A 22,561-nucleotide genomic window follows, 5' to 3' on the forward strand; every position below is an offset into this window, starting at 1 on the left:
GGTTCGGTCGCCGTACCGGTGCCGGGCGCCCTGCTCGGTGAGGTGGCGCAGCCAGCTCATCTCGGTGTGCCCGGCCGGGACCTCCCAGTCGGGCAGGTTCGGCGCGACCAGTTTCAGGTCGAAGGCCAGTTCGGCACCGATCGCGCCAGCCCGCGCGACGGCTCCCGGGTATGCCGCGAACCGGGCCGCCATCTCATCGCCGCTACGCAGATGGGCCACGCCGGCGGCGGGCAGCCACCCGTCGATCTCGTCCAGCGAGCGACGCGCCCGTACCGCGGCCAGGGCGGTGGCCAGGCGGCGCTGGCCGGGCCGGGCGTAGTGCACGTTGTTCGTGGCGACGCAGGGCAGCCCGGCCCGCGCGGCAAGCTCGGCGAGGGCGTCGTTGCGCTCATCGTCCTCGGGATGGCCGTGCTGGGTCAGCTCGACCGCCACACTGTCCCGGCCGAACAGCGCCGCCAGCCGGTCCAGCTCGGCCGCAGCGGCCCGCTCCCCCTCCGCGAACAGTGCCGCCGGGACGTACCCCTTGCGGCAGCCGGTCAGCACGATCGCGTGGTCGCGCAGGGCCGCGGCGGTCTCCTCCAGGTCGTACACCGGCCGGCCCTTCTCGCCGCCGGCAAGCTGAGCCAGTGAGATCGTCCGGGCCAGCCGGGCGTACCCCTCCGGTCCGCGCGCCAGTACGAGCAGGTGCCGCCCGAGCGGATCGGGCTCGCCGTTCTGAGCTCTCGGCAGCTCCAGCGACAGCTCGGCGCCGAAGATCGTGGGCAGCCCATGCTCCCGGGCCGCGCCGGAGAACTGGACGACGCCATAGAAGCCGTCGTGGTCGGTGACCGCCAGCCCGGAAAGGCCCAGCCGGTGCGCCTCCTGCACCAGCTCGTGCGGGTGGCTCGCGCCATCGGAGAAGCTGAAGTTGGTGTGGCAGTGCAGTTCCGCGTAGTCCACGGTGGACTTTCCGCGGATCAGGTCGGGCGCCTGGTACGGCTGCCGCTTGCGGGTCCAGGCCGGGGAGTCGCCACCGTCGCCGTACTCGATGGTGATCGGGTCAACCACGATGGGCTCCCGGCCGGACAGGCGCCTCTCGAACTCGGCCCAAGGCAGGTCGGAGTTACTCCATCCCATCGGGCATCGACCCCCACCGCTCCGCCACGCCGCGGCTCCGGCTGCGCTCAGTCACAACATCGGGGACTGTGCTCGCCTCCGCCACACCCCGGCTCCGGCTGCGCTCAGTCATAGACCGCCGCCACCCACCAACACCCAGAAGTGAGCACCAGCAGCAGAGCCCGCCCATCGGCCAGGGACACCTGGAACCTGACCCGCCGGCTGGCCTCCTCCGGCGACCACCAGCGCTCGTCGACCGGCCAGGGGCCGGCCCAGCCGGTGATCTCGACGCGCTCCGCCCCGTCGAGTTCGAGCCAGGACGGCGGCCCGGTCACGGCGAGCCGAGCGGTCACTCCCACCGGGGTACCGGCGGGGTCGTACACCCGCGCGGCCAGCGGTTCGGTCAGGACGGTGGCGGGTGACGGCGCCGGAAGCCGGCCGGGCCATGAGGGCTGCCTGGAGCGTGCCGAGCCCGAGCCCGAACCCGAACCCGAGCCCCGCGCCGAGCCGGGTCGAGCCGAGCCATCCGGAACCGGGCCGCCCGAGGCCGACCCGCCCAGGGCCGGGCCGCCCGAGGCCGAGCCGCCCAGGGCCGAGCCGCCCGAAACCGACCCGCCCGGAACCAAGGCACCCGGGGCCGAGCCGTCCGGGGCCGAGCCGTCCGGGGCCGCGACCGGGGGCGCCGCGGGGCCGCCCGGGCGAGCGGGCAGCCGCTCGTCCCCCCAGGGCACCAGGCGTACCTGGTCAGCCGGGTCGCGCCCGCCACCGAGCACCGCGGTGAGCACCGCCTCCGGCCCGAGCATGCCCTGCACCCGGGTCAGCGCGCGGTGCGCCCGGTCGCGCTCGGATCCGGCGTCACCCCACAGCCCCAGTTGCAACCCGGCGTGCTCCATCACCCCGTCCGGGACCAGGCGCAGCCGCAGGATGCCCGAGGTCGGCTGGGCGGGTTCCCGGCTGGTGCCGGACAACCAGCCGTCCAACTGCCAGCGCAGCCGGTCGGCGATGGCCGAGGCGCTCAGCAACCCGTCGTGTCGCCAGGTGCGGTGCAGTTCCTGGCCGTGCTCGGTGACGGCCACGATGCCCAGCCGGGTGCACGCCAGGCCGCGCCCGGCAAGCCGGTCGTGCAGCCGCTGGGCCAGTTGCCGGGCGGCGAACGCGGCCGAGTCGACGCGTTCCAGCGGCTCGTCGAAGGTCTGCTCCACCTCCAGGTCGGGCGGCGGCTCCCGGATCGCGAGCGGCCGCTCGTCCAGCCCGGCGGCCAGCCGCTGAACCAGCGCGGCATCCAGGCCGAAACGCGCCAGCACGTCCGCTGGGGGCAGGGCCGCGAAGGCGCCGAGAGTACCGATGCCCAGCCGGCGCAGCAGGTCGACCAGGGGTGGCCGCTCCACCGTGGAGATGTTCAGGTCGGCGAGGAACGCGGCGGTCTGGCCGGGCGGGATCAGCCGCCCGGCCCGGGCGGCCAGGCCGGCCGCGAAGACCCCGTCGGCGACCCCGACCTGCGCCTCGACGGCACACGTCTGGGCGATGTGTTCGACGATCCGTTCGGCGGCAAGCTCCTCCGAGCCGAAGTACCGGGACGGCCCGCGGGCGGCCAGCGCGCATGCGCCGGGCCGGACCACCTCGACTCCGGGCGCCAACTCCTCGACCGCCGCCACCACCGGCTCGTAGGCGCGGGCATCCCGGCCCGGATCGTGGTCGAGCACAACCAGCTGTGGGCAGCGGCCCTGCGCCTCGCGCTTGCGCAGGCCCCGCCTGATCCCCTCGGCACGGGCCGCCTCGGAGCAGGCGATCACCCGGTTGGCCGCCAGGATCGCGACCGGTCCGTGCGCCGGTATGCCCTCGACGATCTCGGCGGCGAGCACCGGCCAGTCGGGGCACCAGACGAGCAGCGTCCGGCTCATGGCCCGCCCCGCGCCGGCCCGCTGCTTGCCACACCGCTCCCGGAGCCTGTCACGACACCGCCTCCAGGACCGACGGACCGGTGTGCTCCGGAGCGGAGCCGAGCGCACCGGGATCGACGGGTGCCAGGGCGCCGGTGCGGTCGGGCAGCCAGACGGTGATCCCGCGAGGCCGGGCCGCCGCACCCCGCCCTCGCGCGGAGATCGTCATTTCCCGCCGGAGCAGCCTGCCGCGTCCCTGGCCGAGGCCGTGCCAGCTCCCGCCGGACGAGTCGAGTACCACGTCGGCGCCGCCCCACCGCGCGTACGGTACGAGGACGCTGCCCCGCTGCCGAGCGCGCGCGGCCAGCCGGCTGGACACGCCCGCGACGACCGGCCCGGGTGGCGCGGCGACCACGATGTCCACGCCGTCCAGCAGCGCGGCGACCACGCTCGGCCACTCCGGGCCGGGATGGGGCACCAGCGCGAGCCGGTCCAGGGCGATGCCGAGTTCGGCGGCGGCCGCCGGCCCCAGCGTCGGCAGCCCCACCACCGCGCACCAGGAACCGGATCCGGAGGCGGCGGCCAGCAGTGCCAGCAGGACCGACGTCGTGCCGGGAGTCACCGCGACCGTGGAGCCGCGCCGAAGCCCACCGGCGGGAAGCAGATGTCGCAGTTCGGGCAGGACCGGCAGCACCCGGTCGCCGGCCGTACCGGTCTCGTCGGCATGCTGCGCGCTGGCGGGGCGGACCAGGCCGGCCAGCCCCGCGTCGCGTACCAGCGTGGCGAGACCCGCTCCGGTTTCCTGGCCCGGCCGAACGGAAAGCCCGGCCGGGCCGGTACCGGAGCCCGCGTCCCCCGTGGACGCGGGGCCCTTCCGCGCCGCATCACCGATGCGACGACGCAGCGCGACAATGCCGGCCACGGTGGTGCGCCCCCTCGTTGTGCCGGTCCCGCCTCAGGCGACCATCTCGTCGAGCAGTGAGGGGTGGGTCAGGCCCAGTGTCAGCTCGACAACCCCCACGAACGACCCGGCAGCCCGCACCAGGTCGTCGGCCTCCCGCGTGCTGACCACCCGGGGAATGCCCGCCTCGGCGGCGGCCCGCTTGCCCGCGCTGGCCGCGAAGTAGGCCGCCCAGTCGCCCAACTCCGGGGCGACCATGGTCAGCAGCACCCACACGTTGGTCAGCCTGCCGCGACGGGCCGGGACCGGGCGGGCGCGGGCGGCGAGTACCGCGGCGGCGGCCCGCAGCGCGGCCAGGTGGGCGGTGGCGTAGCGCAGGCCGTCGAGGCGCAGATCCTCGGCCTCTACCAGGCCCCGGCGGGCGAGCGAGAGAAGTTCGGCGGGAGTGCGGTGTGGGAGGGCGTGAGCCGGGATGGCGGGCGCGGAACGGGTCGGCCCCACTGCCGACGCCGAAGCCGGATGAACCTGGTCAGCCACGGTGCGCGTTGGGGTCGGGCGCATGCTGTCTCTCCTCCAGATCGACGGGTTGTCGAATCTCTGCTGCGGAGGAAGTCGCAGCAGCAACTGTGCCGGTCCGGGCGTGAGGCCGTGGACCAGCGAACGTCCCGGGCCACTCGGCCGCGCCGCGCGACCCGGAACGTCCGGTGCCGGTAGGGGTGGCGCTTCCCCACGCCACGCCCTCCGGCTCCGGGTCTCGTCCACCGCCCGGGGGTCGGGGGCGGTGGACGAGCACCCTGTCGAGACCGAGCCCGCGAATGCCCGGCCTCCGCAACCGCCCATGGCTGGCCTGCCAGTGGCGGCGCCTCGGGAGGCGCGCCGCGAATCGCCCCTCCCGATCGATTCGAACAACCGTTCGAACCACTACTAGAGTAAACCCCGGGTACGACAAGACCGCAATCCCGTAGCGATGGGTCTCGGAATTTATTCGTGACCAGCGGTTTTCCCGGCCCCGGGCGCGCCGGAGGCGGCTTCCGGGCGGTCCCCGGCGCCGGCACCGTCCGCGGAAACGGTCGAGCCATCCGACCCGACCGGACCGGATGCCCAGGACGGCGACGAGCGCAACAGCCAGAGCACCGGCAGCAGGCCGCCGGCACCGCTGCACCAGAGGGTGGCGCGCGTCCCGATCGCGGCACCCGCCACGCCGCCGAGCAGGGCACCCACCGGCGCCATCCCCCAGGACAGGAAGCGCATCGTGGCGTTCATCCGACCGAGGAGCCGGTCGGGGCACAGCCGCTGGCGGAAGGCGACCGACACGATGTTGAACACGACCACGCCGAACGAGCACACCCCGGTACCCACGCCGAACAACGCCAGGCGCGGACCCGGCACGGTCAGCGGGACCAGCAGCATGAACGCATGGCCGAGCAGGGCCGCGCCGACGATCGTGCGAACCTCACCGAAGTGGCGGCCGAGCGGGCCGGCCGCGAACGCGCCGAGCACCGCGCCGACGCTGGCGACGCTGAACAGCAGCCCGACGCCGGCCGCCGACAGGCGCACCGTACGGACCAGGAACACCACTTCGAGCGCCTGTTCCGCCGACAGGAACAGCACGGCGCTGGCGTTGTAGAGCGCGAGCGCGCGCAGCGCCCGGTGCCCGGCGACCAGCCGCAGCCCCTCGCCGACCTCCCCCAGCAGCGCCCGGGGGCGCTCCGGTGGCGGTACCGCCGGTTCGCGCCCACGGATCGCGCAGATCCAGGCCGCCGACCACACGAAGCTGGCCGCGTCGACGAGAACGGCCACCGGCGCGGTGAGCGCCTGTACGAGGGAGCCAGCGGCGCCCGGACCGAGCGCGTACGCCGTGCTCCGGCTCGCCTCCAGCCTGCCGTTCCCCTCCACCAGGTGCTCCCGGCCGATCAACGCGGGCAGGTAGGACTGGTAGGCGACGTCGAAGAAGAGGGTGCCGAGCCCGAGCGCGAACTCGACGACGTACAGCTGGGCCAGGCTCAGCACCCGCAGGGCGGCGGCCACCGGCACGACCACCAGTACCGCCGCGCGCAGGAGGTTGCTGGCGATCAGCACCGGCCGGCGCCGCGCCCGATCCACCCAGGCGCCCGCGAGCAGCCCGAAGACCAGGAACGGCGCATACCCCACCGCGCTCAGCACGCCGACCTGGAACGTGCTCGCGCGTAGGGTCAGTGCCGCGATCAGCGGCATGGCCAGCATGCTGACCTGGCTGCCGAACTGGCTCACGGTCTCCCCGATCCACAGCCGGCGGAAGTCCCGGTGCCCGAAGATCAGCCCGCGACGGGCCATCACATCGCCCCCTCCTTGAGCCAGATCAGCTCAAGTCATGGAAGGGAGCTTCGAGGAAACGCGAGTACCTGTCAACCCTTTCTTGAGTCCACTCGGGTCAAGGTGCCAGTACGGCCAGCTCCCGTACCCGGCCCACGGCATCCCCCACCGCCCGATTGCCGGCCTCGGCCCGGACCATCGGCTCCAGGTCCTCGGCAGCGAGTCTGGCCAGGTCAACCAGGGCTCCCGGGTCGGCGTCGAGGGCGATGCGCAGGGTACGGCGGGCGAGCCCGAAGGCCGGCCGTTGCGCGGGTGCCGGCGTTTCCCGGTCCAGTACCGTCAACAGATCCTCGACCGCGGCGCGCAGGGCGACGGCCTGCGCGCCCGCAGCAGCGTCAACGGATCGCTGACGACGACGTTGCTGGCGTGCCTCGGCAGCGTCCCGGCCGGCACCCGACCCGAGCCGCAGCCGGCGCTGCTCGGCAGCCTGCCGGCTGCGCAGCCCCAGCGCAGAGGCGACCTCGGTCCAGCTGACCCCGGAGCGCCGGGCCGCGTCGATCACCGCCCGCTCGACCCCGTCCAGCTCCTCGCGCAGCGCCGGGATCAGCCGCAACGCCTCGACGACCTCCGCGCGTACCGGCGGCACCGCGTCCAGTGCGTCGCGCACCGCCCGATATCGGCCGGCCCAGCCCTCGCCATCGCCCCTCGTCGACATGCCCTCATCATCGCCGGATTCGAACAGAAGTCAACTATTCGTTGACAACCGTTCGAGACCTCGGCGATCCCGGCTGGACCACCAGCCCGCTGGGGCAGCCGGGCACTGCGACACCCGACGGGCAGCCGCCAGACGACAACGGCGGCGGGCGCTTCGCGACCGGGGCGATCGACGCGCGGTCACGGCGGGACGATGACCGATCGGCGGTCACGGCGGGGCGATCACGAGCAATGACGGGCGGCAGCGGCGGTCGGCGGACCGTAACGGCGGTCGGCAACAATTCGAAAAGTCGTCCGACTCGGTCAACTCGCCCGACGAATAGGCTCGACAAACTCGGTAAATTCGACAAACTCGATCAACCGCAACATCTCACAAATCCCATATAACGATCAGTACCGATGAGGACTACCGACGCCCCATGAACCGGAAGAGGAAGGTGCGATGCACCCCAATGTGACCGCGGTACAAGACGTTCTCGACTCCGCCAGCGCGCGTGCCGGCGGCGACGCACCGAGCCGGGTACGCATGCTGCCCGACGCCGTCTCCACCGCGGTCGCGGCCGCCGCCGCGCTGAACGTCGAGGTCGGGCAGATCGCGAACTCACTGATCTTCGACGCCGACGGCGGCCCGCTCCTGGTGCTGACGTCCGGGGCGCACCGGGTGGACACCACCAAGGTCGCCGCGTTGGTCGGCGTGAGCACGCTCAAGCGGGCCACCCCCGATTTCGTCCGCACCCACACCGGCCAGCCGATCGGCGGCGTCGCCCCGGTGGCCCACCCGAATCCGCTGCACACGCTGGTCGACACGGCGCTGGAGCAGTACGACGAGGTCTGGGCGGCCGGCGGCATCCCGCACGCGGTGTTCCCCACCACGTACGCGGAGCTGATCCGGATCACCTCGGGCACGCCCGCCGAGGTGGCGTGAGCCATCCGGAGCGACCGCCCGACCGGCGCACCGGCGGAAGCGGGGCCGACGGCGACCGCGACCCCCAACCGGAGCGACCGCCCGACCGCGCCGGCGGCAAGCGAGGCCCTTCCGGCGAACGACGCGCTGCCCGCGAACGAGGCGCCGACGACGACCGCGGCGCCGGCAACGTGTCGCTGTACGTGTGGCGGGTACCCGCCGCCGCGGTCCCGGCCGCCCTGTGGCGGATGGCCGTCGACCCACGGCGGGTACGCCGCCAGCCCGGCGTGCGGTTCGTCAAGCTGCTCGGTACCGGCCGGGACAGCAGGTTCGGCCCGGCGAGCCCCGACCCGACCCGGTGGGCCGCGCTGGCCGTCTACGACGGAGACCGGCCCGAGTTCCCCGGCTGGGCGCGGCACGCGATCGCCAGTTGCCGGCTCGACCTCGCCCCACTCGCCGCGCACGGATCGTGGGCCGGACACCGGCCATTCCGGATCAACGGAGCAAACGACGCAGAAGGAACAGAAACCCCGATACTGGCACTGACCCGGGCACGGCTCCGTCCGACCCGGGCGGCGACATTCTGGCGCGCGATCGGTCCGGTTGCCGCCGCGGCGTCCCATGCGTCCGGTCTGCTGGCCGCGTTCGGCGTCGGCGAGGCCCCACTCGGCTGGCAAGGCACGATAACCCTGTGGCGTCGACCCGCGGATCTTTTTTCATTCGCGTACCGTCACCCACAGCACCGCCAGGCGATTGAGTGGACCACGACCACCGGCTGGTACGCCGAGGAGATGTTCGCCCGCTTTGCCGTGCTGAACGTCGTCGGCGATACCGGGGTGATCGGGTGGGGCTCGGAGAGGCACGCAGCGAACAGGCCCAGCACGGGCAGGTAGCGGGCAGGCGGGACCTCGCCGAACCCGCGGGCGTGAGGCTGGTGGCGTGGCCGCCGGAGATGCTCGCCCGCAGGTTGGACGACGTCATCGGGGTGTACGGGCAGGCCATGGGCTACTCGACCGAACTGCTGGAAGCCCGTCGCGGGTACGTGGCCGGGCACGTCCACCGCTCCGGTTTCCGGGCCGTGGCCACCCTGGGGCCGGACGACCGGCTGCTCGGCTTCGGGTACGGGTACACGTCGGGTTCCGGGCAGTGGTGGCACGACCAGGTACGCGGCGCGCTGCGCCGGGACGCCCGCAAGTCCTGGCTGTCCGACTGCTTCGAGGTCGTCGAGCTGCACGTGCGCCCTGACGCGCAGGGCCACGGCCTGGGCGCCGGGCAGCTCCGCGCGCTGCTGAGCATGGCCACCGGCCGCACCACCCTGCTGTCCACCCCGGAGGCGGACGAGCAGCGCTCCCGGGCCTGGCGGCTGTACCGCCGGTTCGAGTTCGTCGACGTGCTGCGTCACTTTCACTTCCCCGGCGACGACCGGCCCTTCGCGATCCTCGGCCGCCCGCTGCCGCTGCGGTGATGCGTGCCGCCGACCGGGTACGGGCCGCCGGCCCGGTGCCCGGCGCGCGGAGCACGGCCGGCACCGGCGCGGCGCGCTGGCTCCCGCTCGGTGGGCTGATCGTCGTCCAGATCGGGTACCCGATCACCCATGGCGGCGCCCGTACCGGCCTGGTCATGGCGACCGTCCTGATCGGCTTCGCCGGCTCGGTGGGCCACGCGCTGGCCACCCGGGGACCGCGCACCGCCGCGGCACTGGTCGCGGTGACCGGCGCCGGGGGCCTGGCCGTGGAGGCGCTCGGGGTGCGCACCGGGTTCCCGTTCGGCGGGTACGGGTACTCCGCCTCACTCGGACCGCGGCTGCTCGGAGTACCGCTGGTCGTCCCGCTCGCCTGGACCTGGATGGCCTGGCCGGCCTGGCTGGCCGCGACCTCGCTGGTGGGGCGTGGCGCGGCCCGGCTCGGTGTGGCCCGGCTCGGTGTGGCCCGGTGGGGCGTGGCCCGGGTCGCGGTGGCCGGGCTCGGGCTGGCCGCCTGGGATCTGTTCCTCGACCCGCAGATGGTGGCGGACGGGTACTGGAGCTGGCGGCACCCGGAGCCGGGGCTCGCCGGCATCCCGTACACGAACTACCTGGGTTGGCTGGGCGTGGCCGTGGCGATGATGGCGCTGTTCGCCGGCACCGCCGGGTCGCGGGCGCGGATCGCCGACCGGCGGGCCGACGCCCCGATGCTCGCCCTGTACCTGTGGACCTACCTGTCCTCCGCGCTGGCCCACGCGGCCTTCCTGCACCTGCCGGTCTCCGCCGCGGCTGGAGCGATCGGCATGGGGCTGGTCGCGATCCCGCTGGCGATCGCGCTGTGCTGAGTCCGGCCGGGGGCCCGGTCGCCGTGCTGGCGCTGGTCATCGCGGGCGCGGTCGCCCTGCTGACCGTCCACACCGCGGTCAACGCCCGGCTGCTGCGCCGGCCGGCCCGCCGACCGTCCACTGTGGAGGTCGCGGTCTCGGTCCTGCTGCCGCTGCGCGACGAGGCACAGCGGGTACGGCCGTGCCTGGAGGCGCTGCTCGCCCAGGAATCCGTGCCAGGGCTGGAGATCGTCGTGCTCGACGACGGGTCCACCGACGGTACCGCCGACGTGGTGCGCGCGGTCGCCGGCGACCGGGTCCAGTTGATCACCGGCACCGTGACGCCTCCCGGCTGGCTGGGCAAGCCGTGGGCGTGCCACCAGTTGGCCGGCGCGGCGCGGGGTGAGGTGCTGGCCTTCCTCGACGCGGACGTGATCCTCGCGCCGCACGCGGTGGCCGCCGGGGTGGCGTTGCTGGACGGGTTCGACCTGATCTGCCCGTACCCCCGGATGGTGGCCGCGACGCCCGGCGAGCGGCTGGTCCAGCCGCTGCTCCAGTGGCTCTGGCTGACCTTCCTGCCGCTGCGGGCGATGGAGCGCTCGCCGCGCCCGTCGCTGGCCGCGGCCGGCGGGCAGTTCCTGGTGGCCCGGCGCGCGGGGTACGAGCGGGCCGGCGGCCACGCGGCGGTGGCCGGCGCCGTGCTCGAGGACATCGAGCTGGCCCGCGCGGTCAAGCGCGCCGGCGGGCGCATCGCCCTGGCCGACGGATCGGGGCTGGCGACCTGCCGGATGTACGCCTCCTGGGCCGGCGTCCGGGACGGGTACACCAAGTCGCTGTGGGCGTCGTTCGGCTCGCCGGCCGGTGCGGCCGCCGCGGTGCTGGCGCTCCTGCTGCTGTACGTGGCGCCGGTCGCGCTCATTCCGGTCGCACCGTGGGCCGGACTCGCCGGGTACCTGCTCGGTGTCCTGGGGCGGGTCGTCACGGCCCGGGCGACCGGCGGCCGTACGCTGCCCGACGCGCTCGCCCATCCGGTCTCGATGCTGATCTTCGGTTACCTCACCGCGCGCTCGTACCGGCTACACCGCAAGGGTTCGCTGGTCTGGAAGGGTCGTGGAGTCGATACGCTGGCCCCTTGAGTCGGGTCGTGGTCATCGGTGCCGGGGTGGGCGGGCTCACCGCCGCGGTGCGGCTGGCCCGGGCCGGGCACCGGGTGACCGTGTTCGAGCAGGCCGGCAGCGTCGGCGGCAAGCTCGGGCGATACTCGCGCCGCACACCGGAGGGGCTGTTCCGGTTCGACACCGGGCCGGGCCTGCTGACCCTCCCCCAGGTGTTCACCGACGTCGACCTGGACCCGCAGCCGGTGGACCCGATCGTCCGGCACGTGTTCCCGGACGGCACCCGGCTGGACTCCTGCGCCGACCCGGACGAGTTCGCCGCCCGCGTACGCACCGCGCTCTCGCCTGCCGCGGCACGGGACTGGCAGCGGCTGTGGCGCCGTGCCGCGAGAGTGTGGGACACCTCGTGGCGGCACGTGCTCACCGCCACCGTGGACTCCCCGCTGGCGCTGTACCGGCTGGCCTGGCGCATCCGTGACCTAGCCGCCGTCGCGCCCGGCCGCAGCCTGCGGTCGCTGAGCCGCGGCTACCTCGCCGATCCCCGGCTGCGGATGATGCTGGACCGGTACGCCACCTACGCCGGCGCGGATCCCCGGCGGGCACCGGCCGCACTGGTCGCCATCCCGTACGCGGAGCTGGCCTTCGGCGGCTGGTACCTGCGCGGTGGCCTGGGGACCCTCGCCGACGCGCTCGCGACCCGGTGCCTCGAACTGGGCGTGGACGTGCACACCGGACGGAGGGTGGCCCGGATCGATCGGGCCGGCAACCGGGCCAGCGGCGTCACCCTGGCCGGGGGCCGAACCGTGCCGGCCGAGGTGGTGATCGCCAACGCGGACGCCCGGACCGTCTACCGTGACCTGCTGCCCCACCCGCGGCGGCTGTCCCGGCTCGGCGCGGCGAGCCTGGCCGGATTCGTGCTGCTGCTCGGGGTCCGCGGACGCACTCCCGGGCTGGCGCACCACACCGTGTTCTTTCCGGCGGACCCGGACGCCGAGTTCGACGCGGTGTTCGGCGGCCGGCTTGCCGGCGACCCGACCGTGCTGGTCACGGTGGCCGACGATCCGGCGGTACGCCCGGCCGGGTACGAGTCGTGGTTCGTACTGGTCAACGCGGCACCTCAGGGGCCGGTGGACTGGCGGGCCGCCGGGGTGGCGGACGGGTACGCCGACCGGATCCTGGCCGTACTGGCGGAGCGGGGCGTGGACGTACGCGACCGGATCGTGTTCCGGGAGATCCGTACTCCGGCGGACCTGGAGGCCGGGACCCTCAGCCCCGGCGGCTCGATCTACGGCACCGCCGCCCATCGCCTGCTACGCCCCGCTAACCGCGGCCCGCTGGCCGGCCTGTACCTGGTCGGCGGTTCGACGCACCCGGGCGGCGGGCTGCCGCTGGTCACGCTGTCCGCCGGGAACGTGGCGGACAGGATCGGCCCGGCGCGCTGAGCTGGATTCGAGGCGCGGCGCGGCCGGCACCGTTCCGCAGAGCGCGAGAAGCGCCCTTCTCAGCGAAGACGCGTCAGCGCCGTCGCTGCGGGGCGGTCAGCGCGGTCTGGATCGTGGCCACCAGCTGGATCAGGCCGACCACGCCGAGCAGCACGAAGATCGCGGCGACGACGGTCGCGGCACCGGCCGGCAGGTCGATCGCGATGAGTCCGGACACGCCGGAGAGCACCAGCCCGACGACGATCAGGATGAGCCGGGACGGCCGCTCGCCGAGCGTGACCACACCGATCTCCGCCATGCCGGCGGCGGTGGCCCGGGCCCGGATGTACTCGTGCAGCCAGGCCAGCCCGCCGACCAGTACGGCGAGCCAGCCAGGCACGCCGATCAGCCAGAGCGCGCCGACCCACGCGGCCTCCCCGAGCCGGTCGGCCACCGAGTCGTACACGTAGCCGAGCCGGGTGACCCGGTTGGTGATCACGGCGACCGCGCCGTCCAGGCTGTCCATCACGCCGGAGAGCACCACCAGCACGGCGGCCACGATCGGCCAGAAGCTGTGCTGAGCGGTGACATACAGGACCAGGGCGTTGCACACCAGCCCGAGCGTGGTCAGCAGGGATGGCCGCACTTTGATCCGGGCCAGCAGCCTGCCGACCCGGTACGACATCCGCAGCCAGCTCGCCACCGTCGCCGAGCTGGTGCGCGGGTCCACACCTCCGTGCAGGCCCGCCCACCGGGTGGCGTACTGGTCCCAGGTGCGCAGTCCATCCACGCTCAGATACGCACTCCCATGGGCAGGTTCTGCCAGACCTCGCGGGTGGCGGTCGACCGGTTGAGCGTGATGAAGTGGATGCCCGGCACGCCCTCGGCGAGCAGCCGCTCGCACAGCAGGCTGGCCTGCTCGATGCCGAGCCGGCGCACCGCGACCGGGTCGTCGCTGATCCGCTCGAACTGCGCCGCCAGGGCCGGAGGGAACGGCGCCCCGGACAGCACGGCCGCCCGCTCGATGGTGCGCATGCTGGTCACCGGCATGATGCCGGCCAGGATCGGGGTCCGCCCGCCGGCCTCGGCGACCCGGTCGCGCAGCCGCAGGTAGTCGTCGGCGTCGAAGAACATCTGGGTGATCGCGAAGTCCGCGCCGGCCCGGCACTTGCGGACGAAGTGCTCCGTGTCGGCCTCGACGCTCGGTGAGCGGGGATGTTTGTACGGGAAGGCCGCCACGCCGACGCAGAAGTCGCCGGCCTCCTTGACGAGCCGGACCAGGTCTTCGGCGTAGAGCACGCCCTGCGGGTGGCGGACCCACTCGCCCTGCGGGTCGCCCGGCGGGTCGCCCCGGACGGCCAGCACGTTGCGGATGCCGGCTCCGGCGAACCGGCCGATCACGTTGCGCAGCTCGGCGACCGAGTGGCTGACAGCGGTCAGGTGCGCCATCGGCAGCAGCGTGGTCTCGGTGGCGACCCGCTCCGTGGCCGCGACCGTGTTGTCCCTGGTCGAGCCGCCAGCGCCGTAGGTGATCGAGACGAACGACGGGTGCAGCGGCTCCAGCTCGCGGATCGCCTGCCAGAGCTGGCGCTCCTGCTGCTCGTCGCGGGGCGGGAAGAACTCGAACGAGAACGTGGGTTCACGTCCGCCGATCAGCTCGCCGACGGACGCGGGGCCGCCGGGCATCACGGACGGGAGACCAAGTGCCACACCATGACTTTAGCGGTGTACCGGGCTCGGATCGCCGCTCATCTCATCCCCTGGCCATACCGGACCGCGTACTGATGGCCATCACATGGTGGACATGCCGGATTCGATCGGGTCTACCGACCGGCTACCGTCGGTGGGTGAACCTCGCCCCGGCCGACCGTGCCGACCTCCGTTTCCGCGTGGAAAGGGCGCTGAACTCCTTTCTGTCCCGGCAGCGTGCCCGGCTGGTCGGCATCGACCCGGCGCTGCGGCCGGTGGCGGACGCGATCGAGGACTTCGTCCTGAACGGCGGCAAGCGGCTACGCCCCGCGTTCGCGTACTGGGGCTACCGGGGGGCCGGCGGCGAGGACAGCGACGAGGTCGTGGCGGCCCTGGCCGCCCTGGAGTTCGTTCAGGCCAGTGCCTTGATCCACGACGATGTCATGGACGGCTCGGACACCCGCCGGGGCCGGCCCTCGGTGCACCGCCGGTTCACCGACGCGCACCTGGCCGACGGCTGGGCCGGTGATCCACAGGGGTACGGGACGGCCGCCGCCATCCTGCTCGGTGACATCTGCCTGGCCTGGTCGGACGAGTTGCTGCACGGCAGCGGGCTGAAGCCGGTCACCCTGGCCAGGGCCCGGCCGGACTTCGACGAGATGCGCACCGAAGTCAGCGCCGGACAGTACCTCGACGTACTCGCCCAGGTGACCGGCGACACCTCGGTCGAGCGGGCCGGCACGATCGCCCGGTACAAGTCGGCCAAGTACACGGTCGAGCGGCCGCTGCTGTTCGGCGCGGCGCTGGCGGACGCTCCGGCGCCGGTGCGGGCGGCCTTCTCCCGGTACGGCCTGCCGCTGGGCGAGGCGTTCCAGCTGCGCGACGACATCCTGGGGGTGTACGGCGACCCGACCCGCACCGGGAAGCCGGCCGGCGACGACCTGCGCGAGGGCAAGCGGACCTACCTGGTGGCGGTCGCGTTCGAGGCCGCCGGCCCGGCCGGGCGGCGGACCCTGCGGGCCGGCCTGGGCAACCCGGACCTGGACGGGGCCGGCGTGACCCAGCTGCGGCAGATCATCGAAGAGACCGGCGCACTGGAACGCACGGAGCGGCGCATCGACGAGCTGACCGCCGAGGCGCTGATCGCGCTGGACGGCGTGTACCTCGACGGCGAGGCGCTCAAGATGCTGCACGAGCTGGCCGAGGCCGCCACCAGGCGGCTGGACTGACGGCTGCGGCTACCGCACCCCGACCACGTCGAGCAGCGGGATCGGGGCGCCGGAGACCGGGGAGCTGATCGGGCCGAGCCCGCGCAGCAGCAGGTACAGCGGCGCCATGTTCGTACCGGCGCGGCTCGCGATGGCCGCCTGGAACACCTCGTACGCGCGCTGCCACGCCCGGGCGTCGGCGTGAGCGAGCACACCGTACCGGTCCCAGATCAGCACGTGGCCCCGGGCACGCAGCCAGGTCAGGTCGGACAGGCAGTCGGCCAGCGTGTCCCAGTTGTGCCCGAACCAGGCCGGAAAGGCGAGAATCCGGGCACACTCCTCATGCGACCGGTTCGCGTCCGTGATCCGGCGCCCGTTGAGCGGGTACGCCGCCCAGCCGAGCGCGCTCAGCTCCCGCCGTACCGCGCCGTGGTGTGCCCGGGACCGCCACAGGTACACGCCGGGCGGTTGGGCGGCCCCGACCACGGCGCCGAGCCGGCCAGTCATGCGGGTACCGCCCGTCCGGCCGGTCCACGGTCCGGTACGCCCGGCATTGGTAGCGTTGCGATGACGGTCGCCGGAGGGGAGTCATCTGTGGTTGACCCGCCCCCGCACCAGGCCCGGGACACCCCCGGTGGCACCCGCACACCGACCGGTACCGCTCCCTCGGCGACCAGCGACCCACGCCCCCCGGACATCGACCGACCCCACGCCAGCACGCCCAGGACACCCCCCTCCGATCAACCGGTTCCGGCCCCCCAGCCCCCGGTGCCCTGTGCCTCCGCGCAGTCTGCGCGGCCGGGGGCGTGGAGGCAAGCCGCCGGGCGGACGAAGGCCGCCGTCACCGGTACCACCGGCCTCGGTGCCCTGGGGCTGATCGGCGCCGCCCAGTTGACCGCGGCCAGCTACCTGGCGCGTGGTGCCCATCCGCGCGGCGTGCCCACGGTCACCGTCTGGCTGCTCGGCACGATCCTGCTCGGCGCCGCCTGGCTCGGGCTCGGTCGCCGGCTGGACCGCCTGCCGACCCGCCGGCTGCTGGTCATCGGCCTGTCCTGGGTGGCGACGCTGGCCGCCAGCGCCCCGCTGGCCAGCCGGGACGGGTACGCGTACGCCTGCCAAGGCGCGCTGGTCGCGCACCGGGTGAGCCCGTACACCCACGGGATCGCCGCGCTGCCCTGCCAGTGGCTGCACGCCGTACCGGAGCTGTGGTGGCGCACGCCGGCCCCGTACGGGCCGCTGTGGCTGCTCCTGTCCGGCGGCGCGGCGGCCGGCTCGGGCGGGCACCTGGGCGTGGCGATCGCCCTGTTGCGGGTGATCGCGCTGGCCGGCGTGGCGCTGATCGCCTGGGCAGGTCACCGGCTGGCCGTCCGGCTGGGCGTGGACCCGCGCCGGGCGGCGTGGCTCGGCGTACTGAGCCCGCTGGTGCTGGTACACGCGGTGTCCGGCGTGCACAACGACGCCCTGTTGGCCGGGTTCGTGGTGGCCGGGTTCGCGGTGGCGATCCGGCCCGGTTCGGCCGGCGGGATCGGGCCGGCGGCGGCTGGGCGGGCGGTTCCTGGACGGGCGGTTCCTGGACGGGCGTTGCTTGGGCAGGCAGGGGCTGGGCAGGCAGCGGCCGGGCAGGTAGCGGCCGGGCGGGCGACGGCCTGGTGGGTGGCAGCGTCGCGGGCGGTCGCGGCCGGCGCGTTGCTCGGGCTGGCCGTCGGCGTCAAGGCGACCGTGCTGGTCGTGCTGCCGTTCGTGGTGCTGCTGGCGGCCGGCGACCGGCGCTGGTGGGAGATCGCCCGCACCGCGCTGGCGACCTGCCTCGGGCTCGCCGCCGGCTACGCGGTGTTCGCCGTGCCCAGCGGGTACGGGCTCGGCTGGCTGGGCGCGCTGCGGGGCACCACCGACCTGATCCAGTGGACCTCGCTGCCCACCGGCCTCGGCATGACCGCCGGCTACCTGGCCCGGGCCCTGGGCCGGCCCGACCTGGCCACGCCCGCGCTGGCCGCCGCCCGGGTGGCCGGACTGCTGGTACTCGCGGCGATCCTGGTGGCGTTGTGGTTGCGGGCGCGCAGCCGGGTGGCACAGCCCAGGTCGGTGGTGGCCGCGGCCGGGGCGGCCATGGTGGCGACCGTGCTGCTGGCTCCGGTCGCGTTCCCCTGGTACCTGCTGGCGCCGCTGGCCGTGCTGGCGTACTCGGTGTCGACCGACCGGGTCCGGTACCGGCTCGGGCTGGCCGCGGCGGTGCTGGCGCTGTTCGTGCTGCCGGACGGCAGCGGGCTGGCCGCGCTGACCAAACTGCCCGGCGCGCTGCTGGACACCGTGGTGATCGTCACGGTCCTGGTCGTGGTGCTCCGGCACCGCGCCGGCCGAGCCACGCCCACAGCGACAGAGTGGTGAGCACCAGGGCGAAGCCGAAGGCCAGATCCTCCACCGGGGCGTACCCGAACCGCCAGCCGATGATCGCGTGCGGGTCGTACCGGACGATGCGCCGCCCGGTGAGCAGCCCGTTCACGATGAGCTGGCCGACCAGCACGATCGGGTACGTCAGCCAGAACGTGCCCGACCCGACCAGCCGGGTACGCAGCAGGAACAGGTCCACCAGCAGCGCACCGGCCACTCCGGCCACCGCCGCCTCGGTGTACGTCACCGGGCCACCCGGTCCCGCGGTCGCGCCGCCGGCTCGTCCGCCCGCTGTCGTTGCCGCCGCCGCTGCCGGGTGAGCCGCACCGCCTCGTACCCGAGCACCGAGCAGACCGGTACCACGATGAAGAACAGCAGTTCCTCCAGCGGCAACCGGCCGGGCAGCCGGACGCCGGTGGTCTGGCCCGGGTCGTAGCTCCAGTGGTGTGCCGCGATGGCGGCGACGTCCCAGCCGCCGAAGACCAGCACGATCGGCACGACGGTGAGCAGCAGCCGGCGCCACTGGCGCAGCACCCGCACCCGCAGCGCCGGCTCCAACCACAGCGCACCGGCCAGGCACCCGGCGAGTATGGCCAGGTAGATCAGGTGGCGCATCCGCTTCGCCGCGGGTCAGAAGCCCAGCGCCTGGGCCCGGCGCTTGACCTCGGTGGCCCGGCTGCCGGACAGCCCCTCGGCGGGCGTGCCAGGCAGCGAATCGTCGGCGGTGTACAGCCACCGCAACGCCTCTTCGTCGTTGTACCCAGCGTCGTGCAGCAGGGTCAGGACCCCCGGGAGGTGCTTACGGACGGACGGGGTCGCGATCAGCTCGACAGGCACCCGCAGGATGCCGTCTCGGCGCACCGCGAGCAGATTGCGATCGCGGATGAGCTGGTGCACCCGGGTCACCGGGATCTCCAGCCGTTCGGCGATATCGGGCAGGTCGATCCACTCGGCCGGTTCGACGGCCTGGCCGGTCGTGGAGGCGGATTCGGTCACCTCACCACCTTGCCACGCCCGGGCCGCTGGTGGGCGGCCTGTCCCGCGCGAGGACCGGCACCGAGGAAGGGGAACCGCCGATGACCCGCTGGCCGCCGGGGCACGAGCACGATCAGGACGAGCCACCCCGACCCATGTTCGCCGCGGTAGTGGCCCTCCTCCTGGCCGGGGGCGGGGCCGGTACCTACCTCGCAGTGTCCGGGGGCCTGAACGCACTGGGGGCCAGCGCGTCGCCGGCCGGCGCGGCACCGCCCACCCTGCCCGCCGCCCCGACCGCCACGCCGCCCGGTAGCGTGCCGGCCGCCGGCGAACTCCGGGGTCTGGCGGCGCGACCGGAGACCCCAGCCGTACCCGCTCCCCCGGCCGGGCACCCGACGCCCAACCGGCACACGGCCAGTCCCGCACCCGGTGCGACTCCCCGGCAAAGCTGCGACTGCCCGACCGGGCAGCCCTCCCCCAGTGACTCAGTGTCGCCGTCGCCGACACCCTCGGTGGCCAGTCCGACGCCGACGTCGTCCGATCCTTCGCCGCCAGACCCCCAATGACCAGGCGCGGTACCGCATCCCCGCCGCGCTGTGGCATTCTGACTGCCGTTGACCACTCGTGGCCGAACGCACCAAAAAATCGTCCGGACTCGCCTCGTAGACTTGCCTGCTGATGGACACCAAGGTCGTCGATTTACTTATCGGAGCGCTGATCGACGGGCGCTATCGCATCCGCGGACGGGTCGCCCGCGGCGGGATGGCGACTGTGTACACGGCCACCGACGAGCGGCTGGAGCGCACGGTCGCGCTGAAGATCATTCATCCGACCCAGTCCAGGGATCCACATTTCCTGGAGCGGTTCACCGACGAAGCCAAGACCATCGCCCGGCTCACCCACCCCAATGTGGTCGCCGTCTATGACCAGGGCGTACACGAGGGTCTGCCCTACCTGATCATGGAGTACGTCCGCGGTCGCACCCTGCGTGAGATGCTGTCCGACCGGCGCCGGCTCAACCCGCCGGAGGCACTGGCGATCCTCGAACAGGTGCTGGCCGCGGTGGCCGCCGCGCACCGGGCCGGTCTCGTGCACCGGGACATCAAGCCGGAGAACGTCCTGGTCGCCGAGGCACCCGGCGGCGGGAGCCTGCTCGACGCCGTGGTGAAGGTGGCCGACTTCGGGCTGGCCCGGGCGGTCGAGGCCAGCGCCGACGACAAGGGCGGGCAACTGCTGGCCACCGTCGCGTACGTGGCACCCGAACTGGTGACCGACGGGCGCGCCGACCCGAGGACCGACATCTACTCGGCCGGCATCGTGCTGTTCGAGATGCTCACCGGCCGGGTCCCCTACGAAGGGGACAAACCCGTCGAGATCGCCTGGCGGCACGTCGACCAGGACGTGCCCCCGCCGTCGAAGTACGTCGCCGGGCTGTCGCCGGCCCTGGACGCCCTGGTCGCGAGGGCGACCCGGCGCGACCCGGGCGGACGGCCGAGCGACGCCGGCGTGATGCTGGCCGAGGTCCAGGCGGCCCGGGAGGAGGGCACCTCCGCCCCCGCCGGCGCGCATGCCGCCGCGGCGCCGACCATGGCCGTCCCGCTCTCCCCCGCCGCCTCGACGCAGATCATCTCGATGCCGGGCGCGATGCCCAACCAGCGCCCGTCCTGGGCCCGGTTGCCGGACGCCCCGCCACCGCCCCGGGCCAACACCGGCACCGTGCACCGCGCCGGCGACCTGCTCGACCGCGACAAGCCCGGCATGCGTCAACGCTTCGCGTCGATGGTCGACACCACCGGCAAGCGCCGAGCCGTCGCCATCGCCCTGGTACTCGTCGGGGTGCTGGTGGCCGGCAGCGGCTACTGGTTCGGGGTGGGCCGATACACCTCGGCCCCCTCACTGACCCAGATCACGCAGGCACAGGCCCTGGCAAAGGCGAAGCAGCACGGGCTCAAGGTGAAGATCGGCCCGGGCCGGTACGACGAAAAGATCGCCAAGGGCACCGTGGTCGGCCAGCAGCCCGGCGGGAATCAGCGCATCCTCCGGGGCGGCACAGTCACCCTGACGCTCTCCCTCGGGCCCGAGCGCTACACCGTGCCGAACGAGCAGGGCCGGGCGTACAGCGAGGCGGCCGGCGCACTGACCGCGATGAAGATGGTCCCGAAGCGGGTCGACAAGTACGACGACTCCCTGCCGGCCGGGTTCGTGCTCAGCACGGATCCGGGGCCGGGCACGATCGTCCCACCGGGTGCGCAGATCACCGTCAACGTCAGCAAGGGCAAGGCGCCGATCCAGGTGCCCAACGTCATCGGCCAGGACCAGGCGACCGCCACGCAGCAACTCACCGGGCTCGGGCTGAAGGTCGCCACCACCCAGCAGCAGAGCGACAAACCGGCCGGCCAGGTGATCAACCAGAGCATTCCGGACGGCGCCGGGGTGGAGAAGGACGCCACCATCATCCTGACCGTCAGCAGCGGCCCGCCGCAGGTGGCCGTACCCAACGTGTCCAACGTCGGGCTCTCGTTCGACCAGGCCAACCAGGTCCTCCAGCAGGCCGGCCTGGTCGGGGTTCAGGTGCTGGCCATTCCCGGCGGCCAGGTACGCCAGCAGAACCCGCCCGCCGGGACGCCGGTGGCACCGGGGACGCAGGTCCAGCTGTGGATCACGCCGTAGCCGACGTCGACCGGGCGCTGGGCGCCCACGCTCCGGTCGCCGGAGGACTCGCCCGCGCCGCGCTGCCGTACCTGGACTCGACCGGGGCCCGGGCAGTGCAGGTGTACGTGTCGAACCCGCGCGGCTGGGCCCGGTCGCCCGGCGATCCGGACCAGGACAAGGCGTTCCTGGACGGCATCGAGAAGCGGGAGGCCCGGGCGTACGTGCACGCCTCGCTGCTGACCAATCTCGGCTCGCCGACCGAGGCGACGGTGGCCTCGTCCGTGGCCACCCTGGACCACGCGCTCGAACGCGGCCGGGCGATCGGCGCCGCGGGCGTGGTGTTCCACGCCGGCAGCGCGGTGGACGCCGGCCACGCGGAGCGGGCGATGACCCAGCTCCGCGAGCACCTGCTGCCGCTGCTCGACCGGGCGGCGAAGCTCGGCGGGCCGAAGCTGCTGGTCGAGCCGAGCGCGGGCGGCGGCCGGTCGCTGGCGTCCCGGGTGGAGCACCTGGCCGGGTACCTCGACGCGGTGGAGTGGCACCCGTGGCTCGGCGTGTGCTTCGACACCTGCCACGCCTGGGCGGCCGGACACGACCTGGCCGCTCCGGGCGGCATGACCGCGACCCTGGACGCGCTGGTCGAGGCGGTCGGACAGGGACGGCTCGAGTTGGTGCACGCGAACGACTCGAAGGACCCGCTCGGCTCGACCCGGGACCGGCACGAGAACATCGGGGCGGGTTCGATCGGCACGGCACCGTTCGCCGAGTTGCTGGCCCATCCGGCGGCGGCCGGCGTACCGATGATCGTGGAGACTCCGAGCACCGGGTCGGTGGGCCACAGCCAGGACATCGCGACCCTCCGGGACCTCGTCCGCCGTGGCGACTGATCCGGACCTCGACGAGGCCGACCCGGGCGCACCACGCCGGCTGAGCTGGGGCTGCCTCGGGGCGATGATCGTCGGTGGGATCGGCCTGATCGTCGTCGTGGTCATTGCCGCGAAGCTGGCCGGTACCGCCTTCGCCGGCGTACACATCCGCTGA

23 protein-coding genes are annotated in these 22,561 nt (G+C 73.9%); 11 read left to right on the plus strand and 12 right to left on the minus strand.

The window, feature by feature from the left end; genetic code table 11:
- The 6 genes from Raf01_RS33875 to Raf01_RS33900 form a co-directional block, all read right to left on the minus strand.
- Positions 1-1,116 (minus strand): PHP domain-containing protein (locus Raf01_RS33875; RefSeq protein WP_203922166.1); only part of this gene is annotated, 1,116 nt, incomplete at its 3' end.
- Positions 1,117-1,220: 104 nt separating this feature from the next.
- Positions 1,221-2,996 carry a DNA polymerase Y family protein gene (locus Raf01_RS33880; RefSeq protein WP_203922167.1) on the minus strand — a complete coding sequence of 592 codons (1,776 nt, stop codon included), beginning with the start codon at positions 2,994-2,996 and terminating at the stop codon, positions 1,221-1,223.
- 49 nt (positions 2,997-3,045) lie between these two features.
- Entirely contained in the window at positions 3,046-3,753 is a 708-nt protein-coding gene (gene imuA', locus Raf01_RS33885) for a DnaE2-dependent mutagenesis accessory factor ImuA' (RefSeq protein WP_239134189.1), read from the minus strand.
- 177 nt (positions 3,754-3,930) lie between these two features.
- Positions 3,931-4,437: an SAV_6107 family HEPN domain-containing protein gene (locus tag Raf01_RS33890; protein WP_203922168.1), complete on the minus strand. Its 507-nt coding sequence runs from the start codon at positions 4,435-4,437 to the stop codon at positions 3,931-3,933.
- Between the two features lie 420 nt (positions 4,438-4,857).
- Entirely contained in the window at positions 4,858-6,189 is a 1,332-nt protein-coding gene (locus Raf01_RS33895; protein WP_203922169.1) for an MFS transporter, read from the minus strand.
- A gap of 97 nt (positions 6,190-6,286) precedes the next feature.
- Complete coding sequence (locus tag Raf01_RS33900) at positions 6,287-6,883, minus strand: hypothetical protein (protein ID WP_203922170.1); 597 nt, start codon at positions 6,881-6,883, stop codon at positions 6,287-6,289.
- A gap of 441 nt (positions 6,884-7,324) precedes the next feature.
- Between Raf01_RS33900 and Raf01_RS33905 the strand changes: the two genes are divergently transcribed.
- The 6 genes from Raf01_RS33905 to Raf01_RS33930 all read left to right on the plus strand — a co-directional run bounded on the left by Raf01_RS33905 (position 7,325) and on the right by Raf01_RS33930 (position 12,629).
- The gene (locus tag Raf01_RS33905; protein ID WP_203922171.1) at positions 7,325-7,807 is read left to right on the plus strand and encodes a YbaK/EbsC family protein; all 483 of its coding nucleotides are present in this window, start codon (positions 7,325-7,327) and stop codon (positions 7,805-7,807) included.
- A gap of 170 nt (positions 7,808-7,977) precedes the next feature.
- A complete protein-coding gene (locus tag Raf01_RS33910) occupies positions 7,978-8,679 on the plus strand; it encodes a monooxygenase (protein WP_203922240.1) in 702 nt (233 codons plus the stop codon).
- A gap of 32 nt (positions 8,680-8,711) precedes the next feature.
- Positions 8,712-9,251, plus strand: coding sequence for a GNAT family N-acetyltransferase (locus Raf01_RS33915; RefSeq protein ID WP_203922241.1), 540 nt, complete (start codon positions 8,712-8,714; stop codon positions 9,249-9,251).
- A complete protein-coding gene (locus Raf01_RS33920) occupies positions 9,251-10,093 on the plus strand; it encodes a carotenoid biosynthesis protein (RefSeq protein ID WP_203922172.1) in 843 nt (280 codons plus the stop codon). The genes Raf01_RS33915 and Raf01_RS33920 overlap by 1 nt, the downstream gene beginning before the upstream one ends.
- Positions 10,090-11,208 carry a glycosyltransferase family 2 protein gene (locus Raf01_RS33925; RefSeq protein WP_239134190.1) on the plus strand — a complete coding sequence of 373 codons (1,119 nt, stop codon included), beginning with the start codon at positions 10,090-10,092 and terminating at the stop codon, positions 11,206-11,208. The genes Raf01_RS33920 and Raf01_RS33925 overlap by 4 nt, the downstream gene beginning before the upstream one ends.
- Entirely contained in the window at positions 11,205-12,629 is a 1,425-nt protein-coding gene (locus Raf01_RS33930; RefSeq protein WP_203922173.1) for a phytoene desaturase family protein, read from the plus strand. The genes Raf01_RS33925 and Raf01_RS33930 overlap by 4 nt, the downstream gene beginning before the upstream one ends.
- A 73-nt stretch (positions 12,630-12,702) precedes the next feature.
- On the opposite strand, the gene Raf01_RS33935 is transcribed toward Raf01_RS33930, so the two are convergent.
- Both Raf01_RS33935 and metF read right to left on the minus strand, forming a co-directional pair.
- A complete protein-coding gene (locus Raf01_RS33935; protein WP_239134177.1) occupies positions 12,703-13,398 on the minus strand; it encodes a CDP-alcohol phosphatidyltransferase family protein in 696 nt (231 codons plus the stop codon).
- 2 nt (positions 13,399-13,400) lie between these two features.
- Positions 13,401-14,318: a methylenetetrahydrofolate reductase [NAD(P)H] gene (gene metF / locus Raf01_RS33940; protein ID WP_203922174.1), complete on the minus strand. Its 918-nt coding sequence runs from the start codon at positions 14,316-14,318 to the stop codon at positions 13,401-13,403.
- 137 nt (positions 14,319-14,455) lie between these two features.
- Between metF and Raf01_RS33945 the strand changes: the two genes are divergently transcribed.
- Positions 14,456-15,526: a polyprenyl synthetase family protein gene (locus tag Raf01_RS33945; protein ID WP_239134178.1), complete on the plus strand. Its 1,071-nt coding sequence runs from the start codon at positions 14,456-14,458 to the stop codon at positions 15,524-15,526.
- A gap of 9 nt (positions 15,527-15,535) precedes the next feature.
- Here the strand turns inward: Raf01_RS33945 and Raf01_RS33950 are convergent, their stop codons facing one another.
- Positions 15,536-16,012 (minus strand): barstar family protein, encoded by a 477-nt coding sequence (locus tag Raf01_RS33950; RefSeq protein ID WP_203922176.1) that lies wholly within the window; start codon positions 16,010-16,012, stop codon positions 15,536-15,538.
- An 87-nt stretch (positions 16,013-16,099) separates the two neighbouring features.
- On the opposite strand from Raf01_RS33950, the gene mptB reads away from it, so the two are divergent.
- The gene (gene mptB, locus Raf01_RS33955; protein WP_203922177.1) at positions 16,100-17,890 is read left to right on the plus strand and encodes a polyprenol phosphomannose-dependent alpha 1,6 mannosyltransferase MptB; all 1,791 of its coding nucleotides are present in this window, start codon (positions 16,100-16,102) and stop codon (positions 17,888-17,890) included.
- On the opposite strand, the gene Raf01_RS33960 is transcribed toward mptB, so the two are convergent.
- From Raf01_RS33960 to Raf01_RS49970, 3 genes are read right to left on the minus strand one after another with little or no spacing between them, the layout of a single operon-like run.
- Positions 17,823-18,140, minus strand: coding sequence for a lycopene cyclase domain-containing protein (locus tag Raf01_RS33960; protein WP_203922178.1), 318 nt, complete (start codon positions 18,138-18,140; stop codon positions 17,823-17,825). The two genes, mptB and Raf01_RS33960, sit on opposite strands and share 68 nt — an antisense overlap.
- Complete coding sequence (locus Raf01_RS33965) at positions 18,137-18,508, minus strand: lycopene cyclase domain-containing protein (RefSeq protein WP_203922179.1); 372 nt, start codon at positions 18,506-18,508, stop codon at positions 18,137-18,139. The genes Raf01_RS33960 and Raf01_RS33965 overlap by 4 nt, the downstream gene beginning before the upstream one ends.
- A 15-nt stretch (positions 18,509-18,523) precedes the next feature.
- Complete coding sequence (locus Raf01_RS49970) at positions 18,524-18,889, minus strand: Rv2175c family DNA-binding protein (protein WP_239134179.1); 366 nt, start codon at positions 18,887-18,889, stop codon at positions 18,524-18,526.
- 657 nt (positions 18,890-19,546) lie between these two features.
- Here Raf01_RS49970 and pknB point away from each other — a divergent pair.
- From pknB to Raf01_RS33985, 3 genes are read left to right on the plus strand one after another with little or no spacing between them, the layout of a single operon-like run.
- Positions 19,547-21,538, plus strand: coding sequence for a Stk1 family PASTA domain-containing Ser/Thr kinase (gene pknB, locus Raf01_RS33975; protein ID WP_203922181.1), 1,992 nt, complete (start codon positions 19,547-19,549; stop codon positions 21,536-21,538).
- Positions 21,523-22,407 (plus strand): deoxyribonuclease IV, encoded by an 885-nt coding sequence (locus Raf01_RS33980; RefSeq protein WP_239134180.1) that lies wholly within the window; start codon positions 21,523-21,525, stop codon positions 22,405-22,407. Before pknB ends, Raf01_RS33980 begins: the two co-directional genes overlap by 16 nt.
- The gene (locus Raf01_RS33985; RefSeq protein WP_203922182.1) at positions 22,397-22,561 is read left to right on the plus strand and encodes a hypothetical protein; all 165 of its coding nucleotides are present in this window, start codon (positions 22,397-22,399) and stop codon (positions 22,559-22,561) included. The genes Raf01_RS33980 and Raf01_RS33985 overlap by 11 nt, the downstream gene beginning before the upstream one ends.

Source organism: Rugosimonospora africana (assembly GCF_016862975.1).
GTDB lineage: Bacteria > Actinomycetota > Actinomycetes > Mycobacteriales > Micromonosporaceae > Rugosimonospora > Rugosimonospora africana.